Origin of the sequence: Massilia sp. Root133, from assembly GCF_001426525.1 — a bacterium.
Lineage (GTDB): Bacteria > Pseudomonadota > Gammaproteobacteria > Burkholderiales > Burkholderiaceae_D > Telluria > Telluria orientalis.
Genome location: NZ_LMEW01000003.1, coordinates 202,543 through 217,596, shown reverse-complemented (window position 1 = coordinate 217,596; position 15,054 = coordinate 202,543). Strand labels below are relative to the sequence as shown.

General features: G+C 66.9%; 10 protein-coding genes and 3 pseudogenes. 8 read left to right on the top strand and 5 right to left on the bottom strand.

Features of this window, described 5'->3' with window-relative positions; translation table 11 throughout:
- From ASD28_RS33295 to ASD28_RS33280, 4 genes and pseudogenes are all read left to right on the top strand, one after another.
- A pseudogene (locus ASD28_RS33295) lies at positions 1-357 on the top strand (Ig-like domain-containing protein); the annotation flags it as partial.
- A gap of 13 nt (positions 358-370) precedes the next feature.
- A pseudogene (locus ASD28_RS33290) lies at positions 371-1,549 on the top strand (Ig-like domain-containing protein); the annotation flags it as partial.
- A gap of 141 nt (positions 1,550-1,690) precedes the next feature.
- Positions 1,691-1,928 (top strand): annotated as a pseudogene (locus tag ASD28_RS33285) (Ig-like domain-containing protein); the annotation flags it as partial.
- A 96-nt stretch (positions 1,929-2,024) separates the two neighbouring features.
- Positions 2,025-4,346 (top strand): Ig-like domain-containing protein, encoded by a 2,322-nt coding sequence (locus tag ASD28_RS33280; RefSeq protein ID WP_056124731.1) that lies wholly within the window; start codon positions 2,025-2,027, stop codon positions 4,344-4,346.
- A gap of 88 nt (positions 4,347-4,434) precedes the next feature.
- Here the strand turns inward: ASD28_RS33280 and ASD28_RS04750 are convergent, their stop codons facing one another.
- The 5 genes from ASD28_RS04750 to ASD28_RS04730 are packed head-to-tail and all read right to left on the bottom strand — an operon-like array spanning position 4,435 to position 11,110.
- A complete protein-coding gene (locus ASD28_RS04750) occupies positions 4,435-6,444 on the bottom strand; it encodes a prolyl oligopeptidase family serine peptidase (RefSeq protein ID WP_056124728.1) in 2,010 nt (669 codons plus the stop codon).
- Between the two features lie 38 nt (positions 6,445-6,482).
- Complete coding sequence (locus tag ASD28_RS04745; protein WP_056124725.1) at positions 6,483-8,546, bottom strand: sodium:solute symporter family protein; 2,064 nt, start codon at positions 8,544-8,546, stop codon at positions 6,483-6,485.
- On the bottom strand, positions 8,543-8,854 hold the full coding sequence (locus ASD28_RS04740) for a DUF4212 domain-containing protein (RefSeq protein WP_082577094.1): 312 nt from the start codon (positions 8,852-8,854) through the stop codon (positions 8,543-8,545). The genes ASD28_RS04745 and ASD28_RS04740 overlap by 4 nt, the downstream gene beginning before the upstream one ends.
- The gene (locus ASD28_RS04735; protein ID WP_056124723.1) at positions 8,826-10,391 is read right to left on the bottom strand and encodes a sensor histidine kinase; all 1,566 of its coding nucleotides are present in this window, start codon (positions 10,389-10,391) and stop codon (positions 8,826-8,828) included. The genes ASD28_RS04740 and ASD28_RS04735 overlap by 29 nt, the downstream gene beginning before the upstream one ends.
- On the bottom strand, positions 10,388-11,110 hold the full coding sequence (locus ASD28_RS04730; protein WP_056124719.1) for a response regulator transcription factor: 723 nt from the start codon (positions 11,108-11,110) through the stop codon (positions 10,388-10,390). The genes ASD28_RS04735 and ASD28_RS04730 overlap by 4 nt, the downstream gene beginning before the upstream one ends.
- Positions 11,111-11,424: 314 nt before the next feature.
- On the opposite strand from ASD28_RS04730, the gene recA reads away from it, so the two are divergent.
- The 4 genes from recA to sucC all read left to right on the top strand — a co-directional run bounded on the left by recA (position 11,425) and on the right by sucC (position 15,050).
- On the top strand, positions 11,425-12,504 hold the full coding sequence (recA, locus tag ASD28_RS04725) for a recombinase RecA (RefSeq protein ID WP_056124717.1): 1,080 nt from the start codon (positions 11,425-11,427) through the stop codon (positions 12,502-12,504).
- Between the two features lie 8 nt (positions 12,505-12,512).
- Positions 12,513-12,971, top strand: a complete 459-nt coding sequence (recX, locus tag ASD28_RS04720) for a recombination regulator RecX (protein ID WP_056124713.1) — start codon at positions 12,513-12,515, stop codon at positions 12,969-12,971.
- 264 nt (positions 12,972-13,235) lie between these two features.
- Positions 13,236-13,793: a DUF2889 domain-containing protein gene (locus tag ASD28_RS04715; RefSeq protein WP_056124710.1), complete on the top strand. Its 558-nt coding sequence runs from the start codon at positions 13,236-13,238 to the stop codon at positions 13,791-13,793.
- An 87-nt stretch (positions 13,794-13,880) separates the two neighbouring features.
- A complete protein-coding gene (gene sucC / locus ASD28_RS04710; protein ID WP_056124707.1) occupies positions 13,881-15,050 on the top strand; it encodes an ADP-forming succinate--CoA ligase subunit beta in 1,170 nt (389 codons plus the stop codon).
- Positions 15,051-15,054: the final 4 nt, after the last annotated feature.

Sequence of the window (15,054 nt, the reverse complement as noted above, 5' to 3'; positions counted from 1 at the left end):
CCTTCACGGGTACGGCCGAAGCGGGCGCCACCGTCGACCTGTACGAAGGCAGCACGCTGCTGGGCAGCGCCGTCGCCACGGGCGGCACCTGGAGCATCACCAGTTCGACGCTGGGCGCGGGCCAGCACACGGTGTCCACGATCGTGACCGATGCCGCCGGCAACGCCAGCGGCGCCTCGGCCGGCCTGACCTTCACCGTCGACCTGACCGCGCCCACGACCACCGTGGGCGGCATCGCGTTCTCGGCCGATCATGGGACATCGGGCACCGACTTCATCACGGACACCGCGGCACAGACGATCAGCGGCACCTTGAGCGCCGCGCTGCAGACCGGCGAGCAAGTCGAGAGATCGGAAGNCCCACGACCACCGTGGGCGGCATCGCGTTCTCGGCCGATCATGGGACATCGGGCACCGACTTCATCACGGACACCGCGGCACAGACGATCAGCGGCACCTTGAGCGCCGCGCTGCAGACCGGCGAGCAAGTCGAGGTCTCGCTGGACAACGGCGCCAGCTGGACGGCGGCGCAGGTCAACGGCACGGCCTGGTCGCTGGCGGCCACGCTGGCCGGCAGCGGCACGCTGCAGGCGCGCGTGGTCGACGCCGTCGACAATGCCGGCCCGGTGGCCTCACAGGCCTATGTGCTGGACACGGCGGCGCCGACGGTGACGATCACCAGCGACGCCGCCGCGCTCAAGGCCGGCGAGACCGCCACCGTCACGTTCACATTCAGCGAAGATCCGGGTGCGAGCTTCACCTGGAACGGCACGCAGGGCGACGTCATCGTCAGCGGCGGCACGCTGTCCGCCATCAGCGGTTCGGGCATGGTGCGCACGGCGACCTTCACGCCGGACGCCAGCACGGACGGCGGCACCGCCAGCATCACGATCGGCGCGGGCAGCTATGCCGACACGGCGGGCAACGTCGGCGGCGCGGGGACGACCCCGTCGCTTCATTTCGACACGCTGGCGCCGGCCGCATCGTCGATGCCGGTGCTGGACGCCGCCAGCGACACGGGCGTATCGAACAGCGACGGCATCACGGCCGCGACCACGCCGACCTTCACGGGTACGGCCGAGGCGGGCGCCACGGTCGACCTGTACGAAGGCAGCACGCTGCTGGGCAGCACCGTTGCCACGGGCGGCACCTGGAGCATCACCAGTTCGACGCTGGGCGCCGGCCAGCACACGGTGTCCACGATCGTGACGGATGCCGCCGGCAACGCCAGCGGCGCCTCGGGCGGCCTGACGTTCACCGTCGACCTGACCGCCCCCACGACCACCGTGGGCGGCATCGCGTTTTCGGCCGATCATGGCGCATCGGGCACCGACTTCATCACGGACACCGCGGCACAGACGATCAGCGGCACCTTGAACGCCGCGCTGCAGACCGGCGAGCAAGTCCAGGTCTCGCTCGACAACGGCGCCAGCTGGACGGCGGCGCAGGTCAACGGTACGGCCTGGTCGCTGGCGGCCACGCTGGCCGGCAGCGGCACGCTGCAGGCGCGCGTGGTCGACGCCGTCGACAATGCCGGGCCGGTGGCCTCANCCTTGAGCGCCGCGCTGCAGACCGGCGAGCAAGTCGAGGTTTCGCTCGACAACGGCGCCAGCTGGACGGCGGACCAGGTCAACGGTACGGCCTGGTCGCTGGCGGCCACGCTGGCCGGCAGCGGCACGCTGCAGGCGCGCGTGGTCGACGCCGTCGACAATGCCGGGCCGGTGGCCTCACAGGCCTACGTGCTGGACACGGCGGCGCCGACGGTGACGATCACCAGCGACGTCGCCGCGCTCAAGGCCGGCGAGACCGCCACCGTCACGTTCACGTTCAGCGAAGATCCGGGTGCGAGCTTCACCTGGAACGGCACGCAGGGCGACGTCATCGTCAGCGGCGGCACGCTGTCCGCCATCAGCGGTTCGGGCCTGGTGCNGCGAAGATCCGGGTGCGAGCTTCACCTGGAACGGCACGCAGGGCGACGTCATCGTCAGCGGCGGCACGCTGTCCGCCATCAGCGGTTCGGGCCTGGTGCGCACGGCGACCTTTACGCCGGACGCCAGCACGGACGGCGGCACCGCCAGCATCACGATCGGCGCCGGCAGCTATGCCGACACGGCGGGCAACACGGGCGGCGCGGGGACGACCCCGTCGCTTCACTTCGACACGCTGGCGCCGGATGCGCCGAGGGTCCCGGTGCTGCAACCAGCCAGCGACACCGGCGCTTGGTCCACCGACGGCATCACCGCCGACGCGACGCCGACCGTCAACGGTACGGCGGAAGGGCATGCGCTCGTCACCCTGTACGACGGCGCGACGGTGCTGGGCACCACGACCGCCAATGCCGGCGGCATGTGGAGCCTCACCACCCCGACGCTGGCCGACGGCACCCACCAGTTACGTATCACGCAGACCGACGTGGCAGGGAATGTCTCGGCACAAGGCGCCGCGCTGGCGGTCGTGATCGACACGCACGCGCCGTCGGCCCCGGCCGCCCCGGTGCTGTCCACCGCGAGCGACAGCGGCATCGCGGGCGACCACATCACGAAGGTCACGAGGCCGACGTTCAGCGGCACGGCCGAAGCCGGGGCCTGGGTGACGCTGTACGACACCGACGGCACCACCGCGCTCGGCTCGACGGGGGCCGATGCCGACGGCAACTGGATCATGCCGGCGTCCCCGCTGGCCGATGGCACGCACGTTCTGACCGTCAGGCAGGTCGACGCGGCCGGCAACGAATCGGCCGCCAGCCCGGCCCTCACGCTGACGGTCGACACGACCGCACCGGCGGCGCCCGCGGCCCCGCAGCTGCAGGCGCAATCCGATACGGACTCGGTCGGCGACGGCGTCACGTACGCGGTGCCGGTCCTCGAGGGCAATGCGGCGGCGAACGACCTCGTCACCCTGTACGACGGCACGACCGTGGTGGGCACGACCCATGCGGACGCGCACGGCCACTGGAGCATCGCCGCCCAGGCGCTGGGCCTCGGCCGGCACACGCTGAGCGTGACCGATACGGATGCCGCAGGCAACGTGTCCGCGGCGAGCGGCAGTTTCGCCCTGACGGTCGAGGAAGCGCCGGTGCCGCTGGTGGATGGGGTGCGCGTGGTGACGGTGCCGGTCTCGCTGCCGGGCGGCGCGTCCGGCAGCCAGGTCCAGGTCCCGATCGTCAGTGCAGGCCGCGTCGAGCAGACCGGTGCGGCCGCCACGGCGGACATTCCGCTGGCCGGCGGTACCGATCTGCTGATGGCCCACGTGGGCATCGGTTACGGACTGACCGCCAGCGGCGGCGCCAATACGACGGTGGCAAACGGCGGCGCCGGCCTGATCGCCGCTATCCAGGCGGCGACCACGTCCGGCGGCGACCTCGTCCACATGAGCGGCAACGGCCAGAGCTACCTGGCGCAACTGCAGGGAAGCGAATCGCTGCTGGTCCAGACCATCGCGCCGGTCAGCAGCCAGGGGGGGCTGGACGGTGTCCTGACCCTGAGTGCCGCGAGCAGCGCCCAGCAGCAAGTGGCACTCGTGATCCAGACCGGCGGCCTGGCGCCCGGCAGCACCATCGCGCTGCAGAACGTCAATTTTGCGGCGATCGTCGGCGCAGCCAATATCGTCGTCCAGGGCGGCACGCAGATACTGACCGGCGATGCGGCCAGCCAGCACGTCACGCTGGCGTCCAGCGGCGACACGCAGGTGTTCAGCGGCGGCGGCGACGATACGCTCGGCTTCGGTGTACCGGCGGCGCGGGCGGCGAGCGCCAGCGGCGCGGCCCACGCGAATGCCGCGTCGACGCCGGCCACCACGGTCCTGCACGGCGGCACGGGCAGCGACACCGCGACGTTCGCCGGCGCCCGTGCCGACTTCGACGTGGAAACCCACAACGGCTACCTGGTGGTGAGCAGCAAGGCCGCGCCGGCGGCCAAGGCGCTGGTCGTCAACGTCGAGCAGCTGCAGTTCAGCGATGCCACCGTCAAGGTCGAGGACAGCGGCGCCATGGATACGCTGGCCAGCATCTACCAGACCGCGCTCGGGCGCCAGGCCGATATGTACGGCATCGAGTTCTGGGCCGACGCGCACCAGGCGGGCGTCAGCTGGGGCAGGATTGCGCTGGACATCATCCGTTCGCCCGAGTACGCGGCCAGCCACGACGCGTTCAACGGCAATGCCGAGCACGATGTCGGCATGCTCTACCAGGCCTTGTTCGACCGCGCTCCCGACGCGCCGGGCCTGGCCTTCTGGACCGAAGCGATGCGCAATGGCGTCAGCCTCGAGCATATTGCCACGGAGTTCGTGGCATCCGTCGAGATGATCGGCCACCAGCGTGCGGCCACCGACTGGGATTTCATCGTGTAACCATTGCGCAGGCGATGAACAACGGGCGCCGCGTGGCGCCCGTTGTCATGTGCGGAGTACGAAATCAGCAGCGCCGCCGCGTGTGTCGTTATCGGCCCCCGCCAGGACCGATGTTCTTGTCGAGGAAGGCCTCGACGCGGGTCCAGAAGTCGACCGAATTTTTCGGCAGGTGCCAGCCATGGCCTTCTTCCGGGTACTCGATCCACTCGACGTTCCTGTTGGTCTTCGTGACGGCGTCGTAGAACTTCTGGCCGTGGTACAGCGGCACGCGGCGGTCGACGCCGCCGTAGGCCAGCAGCACGGGCTGCGTGATGCGGGCCGCCTGCTCGATGGGCGACGTGGCCTTCAGTTGCGCCGCATCCTTCACGCGGTCGCCGATCAGTTCCGGCATGCCGTAGGCCTTCCACTGGTCCGTGAGGTCGGACTCGCGGCTCCAGGCGCCCGTGTACATCAGGTTGATGTCGGTGACGCCGACCCAGTCCACGCCGCACTTGTACAGGTCCGGGTCGTTGACGAGGCCCATCAGCGTAGCGTAGCCGCCGTAGCTGGCGCCGGCGATGCAGATCCGCTTCGGATCGGCGTAGCCCTGCGCGATCGCCCAGCGGGTGCCGTCGGCCAGGTCGTCCTGCATGGCGCGGCCCCATTGCTTCCAGCCTGCCTGATAGTGGCGGAAGCCATAGCCGGTGCTGCCGCGGTAGTCCGGCTCCAGCACCGCGTAGCCGCGCGAGGCGAGGAATTGCGAATCGGGGTCCCAGCCCCAGACCGCGCCGTGCACCCATGGTCCGCCGTGCACCAGCACGACCATCGGCAGGTTCTTGTTCGCGCCGCGCGGCAGGGTCAGGAGGGCCGGGATCTCCAGGCCGTCGCGCGCCTTGTAGCGCACCATCTGCTGGCGGCCCATACGCTTCGGATCGATGGCCGGGCGCGACGAACCGATGTCGTTGAACTGGTCGGTGGCCGTGTTGTACAACGTGTAGCGCATCGGGATCGCGTCGGAATACGACCGTATCAGCACCCAGGGCGAATCGTCGGCCGGAACGTCGATCAGGTTGACGGTGGCGGGCAACAGTTTGTCGAGCTTGTCCTGCAGCGCCTTCATGCCCGGATCGAACCACTCGTTCGACCGGGCGTCGGTGGTGATGAGCGCGCCCAGGAGTTTCGTGCGGCTCTTGACCAGGCTGCCGGTGAAGTCATAGCCCCTGGTGACCAGCAGCGGCTCGGCGGCAAGCTTGCCGGCCTTGAGATCGTAGGCGTAGAGCGCCTCCGTGTCGTGGCCGTTGTGGGCGGCGACGTACAGCGTGCCGTCGGGACCGAAGCTTACCGGACTGAACGCACCTTCGCTCGCGGTATAGGCCGCGAACTGCGCCAGCGTGCGCCACTTGTCCTGGTCGGCGGGATCGCGGTAGTAGATCGTCATCCGTCCATCCTTGACGGCGGTGGCGAGGCGGGGTTCGCCTTCGTGATCGAGCAGCCAGCTGGTCACCGGTCCCGGGCGGGGAATGGTTTGTGCGTGGCCCGTGCGCGTGTTCAGGCGGACCAGGTCGGTGTAGAGGTGTTCATCGCCCGCATCCCAGATGGGACGGGACACATAGATCATGTCGTCCTTGCGTGGACGCTGGCGGATGAGGAACGTGTTCCACGGTTGCATCGGCACCTTGCCGATCAGTTCGTGGCGCGAAGCGGAGTCGAAATAGCGGTCGGCCAGCTGCGCGAAATGCTGGCCGTCGCGGTCGACGGCGTACAGGCCCGGGCCGTGCCGCACGTCGCCCTGGCCGGTATTCTTTTCGGTCAGGTCGAAGACGAGCCGGGTGCCGTTCACCCATTCGAAGTCGTCGATGTCGGCATCGTCGAACGCGGCCACCACGGTTGGCTTGTTGGTGGCGAGGTCGATCACGGCGAGATAGTCCTTGCGGTCGGGCGCGCCCGCACGGACCGCCAGGTAGCGCGCATCGGGCGACAGCGCGACGCGATGGATGGCGGCATGCTGGAAAAAGGCGATGGCCGGCGGCGTGGCTACAGCGGCCGGCGCGGCCCAGGCGGCACCGGCGAGCGAAGCGGAGAGAGCGAAAAAATACGGCAGGGTACGGCGCGGGAGCATGCAAGATCCTCAGTGAGAACATTGCATAAAGATAACATTTATTCCGGCGCCCGGATATGCGCCACGAGCCCGCCGCTCGCGCGCGGCGGTGGCGCCGTCACCAGACTCGCCACGACCAGCGCCAGCGCCCCCGCCGGCACGCCGAACACGCCTGCGGAGATGGGCGCGATGTGGAACCAGACCGCATCGAGGTTCCCGCCCAGCATGGGGTTCGTGTGCAGCATGTAGTAGATGCAGACGAGGAAGCCGGTCGCCATGCCCGCGATCGCGCCCGCGAAATTGGCCCGCTTCCAGAACACGCCCGCCACCAGCGCGGGGAACATCGTCGACCCCGCGAGCGAGAACGCGGCGCCGACGAGCGACAGGATGTCGGCCGGCTTCTGCGACGCGACGTACGCGGCGATGAACGCGACGGCCAGCAGCAGCAGCTTGGAGATCGTCACGCGCTTCTGCGTGGAGGCGCTCGGATCGACGATCTTGAAGTAGATGTCGTGCGACAGCGCGTTCGAGATCGCGAGCAGCAGCCCGTCCGCCGTGGACAGCGCCGCCGCCAGGCCGCCGGCCGCCACCAGCCCGGAAATCACGTACGGCAGGCCGCCGATCTCCGGCGTGGCGAGCGTGAGCACGTCGCCGTCGATCGCGATCTCGGCCAGCTGCACGATGCCGTCGCCGTTGATGTCGACGATGCTGATCAGGGGATTCGACTTGTCGACGTTGGCCCAGTACGAGACCCAGGTCGGCAGGGAATCGAAGCCCGTGCCGACGAGGGCCGTGTAGATGTCGTACTTGGCCAGCACGGCCAGCGCAGGCATCGTCAGGTAGATCAGCAGGATGAAGAACAGCGTCCAGAACACGGATACGCGCGTCTCGTGCACGGACGGCGTCGTGTAGGAGCGCATCAGGATGTGCGGCAGCGCCGCGGTGCCGAACATCAGGCAGAACACGAGGGATAGAAAATTGTTGCGGCGGATGTCCGATTCTTCCCGCGTCTTGCCGGGGAACGGTTCCGCGTGCGGTTCCGGCGGCTGGGCGCGCGCCAGGTTGGCGGCGCGCAGTTCGGTCCACGCGCGCGCGGCTTCGTCGGCCGTGCGCGGATAGTCGAGCAGCTCGCGTTCCGCGCTGCGCACCTCGGTCAGCGGCGCGTTGCGGCCGCGCGCCTTGTCCAGCCGGCGCTGTGCTTCGATCTTGCCCGCTTCCCAGGAATGGGGCAGGGCGGCGATGCGCGCCGCGTAGTCGTCGGCGCGGGCGTGGAAACGGGCGCGCACTTCGGCCTCGCGCGGGTCGGCCGCCAGCTGGGCTTCGCGCGCGGCCAGCTTGGGCAGCACGGAGCCGTACGCGACCTGCGGCACCGGGTTGCCCGCGAATTTCATCGACAGCCAGATCGTCGGGATCAGGAAGGCGACGAGGATGATGATGTACTGCGCCACCTGCGTCCACGTGATGGCGCGCATCCCGCCCAGGAACGAGCACACGAGGATGCTGGCGAGGCCGAGGAAGATGCCGACCGAGAAATCGACGCCCGTGAAGCGCGACGCGATCAGGCCGACGGCATAGATCTGCGCGACGACGTACGTGAACGAGACGACGATGGTGCCGCCGACCGCGAGCGCGCGCACGATGCTGCCCTGCCGCGTAGCGGTCTCGCCGCCGTAGCGGGCGGCGAGGAAGTCGGGGATCGTGTACTGGGCGAAGCGGCGCAGGTAGGGCGCGATCAGCAGGGCGACGAGGCAGTAGCCGCCCGTCCAGCCCATCACGTAGGCGAGGGCGTCGAAGCCGTGCAGGTACAGCGTGCCCGCCAGGCTGATGAAGCTGGCGGCCGAGATCCAGTCGGCCGCCGTCGCCATGCCGTTGAACAGCGCCGGCACCCGCCGTCCCGCCACGTAGTATTCGGACACGTTCGACGTGCGGCTGACGACGCCGATGATCGCGTACAGGACGATCGTCGCGAACATGTACAGGTGGCCGATCCACTGGCGCGGCATGCCTTCGTGTTCCAGGATCGCCAGCGCGCCCAGGAACAGCGCGAAGCACAGCGTGAACCACAGGTAGTAGCGGGCCAGTCGGCGGAAGTAGCTGCGGGTCTTGGCGGCCGTCCCGGTCATGAACGGCCCTCCAGCATGCGTTGGAAATCGCGGTCGAGGATGCGCATGCGCCAGGCGTACGCGCCGATGATGGCGAGGTACGTGAGCGACGCGCCCTGCGCCGCGAGGTAGAACGACAGCGGCCAGCCGAACACGGACAGGTGCGCGAGGTCGCGCGCGAAGAACACGGTGCAGAAGCTGGTCGCGAGCCACAGCGCCAGCAGCAGCGCGATCAGGCGGCGCGCGCGCGCCCAGTGCGCGGCGCGTGCGGCGACGATGCGTTGGCGCTCGCGGTCGGGGTCAGAGGAAGGGGCGGTCTCGGTCGGCATCGGGGACAAGCGTGACGGTGGGCGGGAAGGTCAGCCGGAACAGGCTGCCCGGGAATTTCTTGTGCGTGCTGCGCGGGTTGTTGAAGATCTCGATGTCGGCGCCGTGCTGCTGCGCGATCTCGCGCACGATGGCGAGACCGAGGCCGGAACCGGACGCGCTCGAACCGAGGATGCGATAAAAACGTTCGAACACGCGATGGCGCTCGGACGGCGCGATGCCGGGGCCCGTGTCCTCGACTTCGAGTAAAGCCTGGCTGCCGTTGCCAATGTTCGTCCCGCGCACGCGCACGGTGACGCTGCCGCCGGGCGGCGTGTAGCGCAGCGCGTTGTCGATCAGGTTCGACAGCAGCTCGCGCAGCATCATGGCGCTGCCGTCGATCTCCGGCGGGTCGCCGATGACTTCGTAGCCGAGGTCGATCTCGTGCGCGAACGAGGCTTGCACCCAGTCCTGGACGACGTCGCGCGCCAATGCGGCAAGGTCGAGCGGTTCCAGCGTCTGGCCCGCATGGGGCTGGTTTTCCGCGCGGGCCAGTGCCAGCAGCTGGTTTACGAGACGCGTGGCCGATTCCGAACTCGTGGCCAGCTGCTCGAGCGAGCGGTGGATCTCGTTCGGATCGACCTGGCGCAGCGCCAGCTCCGACTGCATGCGCATGCCCGCGAGCGGCGTCTTCATCTGGTGCGCGGCGTCGGCAATGAAGCGCTTCTGCACGTCGATCGTGTGCGCGAGGCGCGCCAGCATGTCGTTCAGCGAGCCCACGAGCGGCGAAATCTCTTCCGGCACCTGGCGCGAATCGATGGGCGACAAATCGTCCGGCGGGCGGGCGCGGATGCGTTCCTGCAGCTGCGCCAGCGGCGACAGGCCCCGCGACAGCGCGAACCAGACGAGGGCCAGGATCACGGGCAGGATGATGAACTGCGGCAGGATCACGCCCTTGATGATCTCGTTGGCCAGCTGCGCGCGCTTGTCGAGCGTTTCCGCCACCTGCACGAGCGCGAGGCGCGGTTCCTGCGTGGCGTCCAGCAACGGCTGCAAATTGACCCAGGCATAGGCGATGCGTATCGGCGTGCCGTGCAGGGTCTCGGTGCGGAAGTGCACGCGGCCGCTGCGCTCGGCGTCGTCGGGGTTCGGCGGCGGCAGGTCGCGGTCGCCGTCGACGATCTCGCCGTGCGGGCCGCTGATCTGGAAATACACGCTGTCGACGTCGTCCGCGCGCAGGATGTCGCGCGCGGTGCCGCCCAGGCGCGCGACGACCTGGCCGTCGACCTCCTTGACCTGCTGCGCGAGCACCGTGACGCTGTCTTCCAGCGCATGGTCGAACGGCTGATTCGCGATCGACTTCGCGACCAGGTAGGTGATCGCGATGCTCATCGGCCACAGCAGCAGCAGCGGGGCCAGCATCCAGTCGAGGATTTCGCCGAACAGCGAATGCTGGATGCTTTCTTCCGGTTCCGGCCTGGGCGGGACGTAGAGGTCGTCGACCGGTTCCGTGACGGCGAGCGGATCCGGTCCGGCCGCGCGCCGCTTGAACCGCTTCACTTCTGGCCGCTGGCTGCTTCGGCGCTCTTGCGGGCGCTGTCGCGGGGTGTATCGGAAAAGCGCTCCAGGCAGTAGCCCAAGCCGCGCACGGTGGCGATGCGGATGCCGCCCGTCTCGATCTTCTTGCGCAGGCGGTGCACGTAGACCTCGATGGCGTTGTTCGACACTTCCTCGCCCCATTCGCACAGGTGGTCGACGAGCTGTTCCTTCGACACGAGGCGTCCCGTGCGCGCCAGCAGGATTTCCAGCAGGCCCAGTTCGCGCGCGGACAGGTCGAGCATCTGGTCGTTGATGTACGCGCTGCGGCCGACCTGGTCGTACACGAGCGGGCCGTGGCGGATGACGGTCGAGCCGCCGCCCTGGCCGCGCCGGGTGAGGGCACGCACGCGCGCTTCCAGTTCGGACAGCGCGAACGGCTTGGGCATGTAATCGTCGGCGCCGGCGTCGAGGCCGCCCACGCGCTGCTCGATGGAGTCGGCAGCCGTGAGGATCAGCACCGGCAGCAGCGAGCCGCGCGCACGCAGGCGGCGCAGCACGTCCAGGCCGGACAGCTTGGGCAGGCCGAGGTCGAGGATCAGGAGATCGAACTCCTGGGTCGACAGCGCCGTGTCCGCGTCCTGGCCGTTCTTGACGCAGTCGATGGCGTAGCCGGATTGGCGCAAGGAGCGCGTCAGCCCATCGGCCAATACGCTATCATCTTCGGCTAGTAAAATACGCATCTTTTCCCCCGGCTTTCGTTGTTCGACCCAGCTAACTCGCGTGTGCGGACCTCGAAAAACCGTCGCGAGCGGCAGCAATGTCGTTTGAGAAGCGCAGCTGTACGAGTAGTACAGCGAGCATCGCAGGACGACAGTGCAACGCGCAGCAGGTTTTTCGACGTTCGCTTATTGTGTGTGAAGTTTCGCAACATGTCGAATCGGGCGAGCGATGGTAAATATCGCTTGCCAAAACCACTGGGATTTTATACAGTACTTCCTATTGAAATCGCGCGAGCGGCCCACACCTTGGTTCACTCTAGGACAGAAAGAAAGTTATGGACGACAAAAAATCCGCAGTAAATGCAGCCGAGAAGGGCAAGGCGCTGGCAGCAGCCCTCGCGCAGATCGAAAAGCAATTCGGTAAAGGCTCGGTGATGCGCATGGATGCCAATGCGCCCGTCGAGGAAGTGCAAACCGTCTCGACCGGCTCGCTGGGCCTGGACATCGCACTCGGCGTCGGCGGCCTGCCGCGCGGCCGTATCGTCGAGATCTACGGTCCGGAATCGTCGGGCAAGACGACGCTGACCCTGCAGACCATCGCCCAGATGCAAAAGCTGGGTGGCACCTGCGCGTTCATCGACGCCGAGCACGCGCTGGACGTGACCTATGCGCAAAAGCTGGGCATCAAGCTGGACGAGCTGCTGATCTCGCAGCCGGACACGGGTGAACAGGCACTGGAAATCACGGACGCCCTCGTGCGTTCGGGCAGTGTCGACATGGTGGTCATCGACTCGGTGGCGGCGCTGACGCCGCGCGCCGAGATCGAAGGCGACATGGGCGACTCCCTGCCGGGCCTGCAAGCCCGCCTGATGTCGCAGGCGCTGCGCAAGCTGACCGGTTCGATCAACCGTACGAACACCCTGGTGATCTTCATTAACCAGATCCGTATGAAGATCGGCGTCATGTTCGGCAGCCCGGAAACGACGACCGGCGGTAACGCGCTGAAGTTCTACGCCTCCGTGCGCCTGGACATCCGCCGTACCGGTTCGATCAAGACCGGCGACGAGGTGATCGGTAACGAAACCAAGGTCAAGGTCGTCAAGAACAAGATCGCGCCCCCGTTCAAGGAAGCGCACTTCGACATCCTGTATGGCGAAGGCACGTCGCGCGAAGGCGAGATCATCGACCTGGGCGTGGACAACAAGATCGTCGAGAAGTCGGGTTCGTGGTACAGCTACGGTGGCGAGCGCATCGGCCAGGGCAAGGACAACGCCCGTATCTTCTTGAGGGAGCGTCCGGCACTGGCACGCGAAATCGAGAACAAGGTCCGCGCCGCCCTCGGCGTGCGCGAACTGCCGCCGGCCCCGGCCGGCAGTGCTGCGGTCGAGCCGGCAGCCATCGGCGACGACGAGTAATCGTCCTGATGCCGCGCCAGCAGCTGAGCCTCAAGGCTCGCGCGTTGAAGTATCTGTCGACGCGCGAGCACAGCCGGCTCGAGCTGGCGCGCAAATTGTCCCGCTATGCGGAGGAGGGCGACGACGTCGAAGCCCTCCTCGATTTCCTTGAAAAGAACAACTGGCTGTCGCAGGAGCGGTTTGCCGAATCGCTGGTTCACCGGCGAGCCGGACGCTACGGTAACGCCCGGGTGCTCGCCGAACTCCAGCAGCATGGCGTCAACGGCGAAGCGTTCGACGAACTCAAGTCCGAACTGAAGGAATCCGAAACGGCACGGGCGCGTGAAGTCTGGCGCCGCAAGTTCGGCACGGTTCCACAGGATGCCGAAGAACGCAGCAAACAGATGCGCTTCCTGTTGCAACGCGGCTTTTCCCAGAGTGCGGTGCGTGCCGCGCTGAAGGGCGGCCACGACGACGACGACCTCTGATCTCATCGTTGTGAATAACGGACTGTCGTTCCGTTTATGACGGCAAGCTTGCGCTTTCGGCATCACAACTTCGCAACATCTCCCCTTATCTTCCCTGCAAAAACCCTTCTGTAACCGGGGAGACGGTGCACAGCCCGTTACCCTGTGCTAAACTTTCATGGTTTAAGCAGCGCCGCAAGAGCGGTTGTTGCCGTAGAAGCTGCGGCAACGTGCATCAGGCACAACGGCTGCAAATTTTTTCGCCGCATTCCGGCATTGGTGTTTATGCCCCTGTCTCCTCCCGCTCCGCGTAAGCCAAGGCACACGCGCGCCATTAGCGTCGAAGCGTTCGCGCGCGACGATGGCCTGTGGGACCTCGACGCGTGCATCCGCGACACCAAGACGCATGACATTGCCCTGCCTTCCGGCGCCCGTCCGGCCGGCCTGCCGGTGCACGAACTCAAATTGCGGGTGACTATCGACCGCGACATGAACATCGTCGACGCCGAAGCCGCGTCCGATGCCGTACCCTATCCCGGTTTCTGCGACACCATCGCCCCTGCGTATAAAAAACTCATCGGCTTGTCGCTGCTGAAACATTTCCGATTGCATCTGAAGGACCGCCTGTCCGGGGTACTCGGCTGCACCCACCTGACCGAACTCGCGCAAGTCCTGCCCACCGCGGCAATCCAGGCCTTCGCCGATGACGCGATGGCCAACCGCCCGGCCGATGCTTCGGCCGGGCGGCCTTACGAACTGGACCGCTGCCACGCGCTGCGTCTCGACGGCCCCGCCGTCGAAACGTATTACCCGCGCTGGTCGCTCAAGGCGGTGCCGGGGTAGTGTTGTCCGGAGTAGACTCCGGATTTGTCGCTTTATTTTTCAACCGCATTTCTAAACTACATCAGTAACAGAAGAAGGGAAGCCAGCATGAAAATCCATGAGTATCAGGGCAAAGAGATCCTCCGAAAATTCGGAGTGACCGTTCCGCGCGGCATTCCATGCCTGTCGGTCGACGAGGCTGTCAAAGCCGCTGAAGAGCTGGGCGGACCGGTCTGGGTGGTCAAGGCCCAGATCCATGCTGGCGGCCGTGGTAAAGGCGGCGGCGTGAAAGTTGCCAAGTCGCTGGAACAAGTGCGCGAATACGCGAACCAGATCCTGGGCATGCAGCTGGTGACCCACCAGACCGGTCCGGAAGGCCAGAAAGTCCGCCGCCTGCTGATCGAAGAAGGCGCCGACATCAAGAAAGAACTGTACGTGTCGCTGGTCACCGACCGCGTCACCCAGAAAGTCGTGCTGATGGCCTCGTCGGAAGGCGGCATGGACATCGAAGAAGTTGCACACAGCAACCCGGAAAAGATCCACAACGTCGTGATCGAACCGAGCGTCGGCCTGACCGATGCGGATGCCGACGACATCGCCCGCAAGATCGGCGTGCCGGAAGGTTCGATCGCCGCTGCGCGCGCAAACCTGCAAGGCCTGTACAAAGCGTATTGGGAAACCGACGCATCGCTGGCTGAAATCAACCCGCTGATCCTGACCGGCGACGGTAAAGTGATCGCCCTGGACGCCAAGTTCAACTTCGACTCGAACGCCCTGTTCCGTCACCCGGAAATCGTCGCCTACCGCGACCTGGACGAAGAAGATCCGGCCGAAGTCGAAGCATCGAAATTCGACCTGGCGTACATCTCGCTGGACGGTAACATCGGCTGCCTGGTGAACGGCGCCGGTCTGGCCATGGCCACCATGGACACCATCAAGCTGTTCGGCGGCGAGCCGGCCAACTTCCTGGACGTCGGCGGCGGCGCAACCGCCGAGAAGGTCACCGAAGCCTTCAAGATCATGCTGAAGAACCCGGGCCTGAAAGCCATCCTGGTCAACATCTTCGGCGGCATCATGCGCTGCGACGTGATCGCCGAAGGCGTGATCACCGCATCGAAGGCCGTGTCGCTGCAAGTGCCGCTGGTCGTCCGCATGAAGGGCACCAACGAAGACCTGGGCAAGAAGATGCTGGCCGACTCCGGCCTGCCGATCATCTCGGCCGACACCATGGAAGACGCAGCGAAGCAGGTCGTTGCCGCTGCAGCTGGCCAAGCCTAATTCG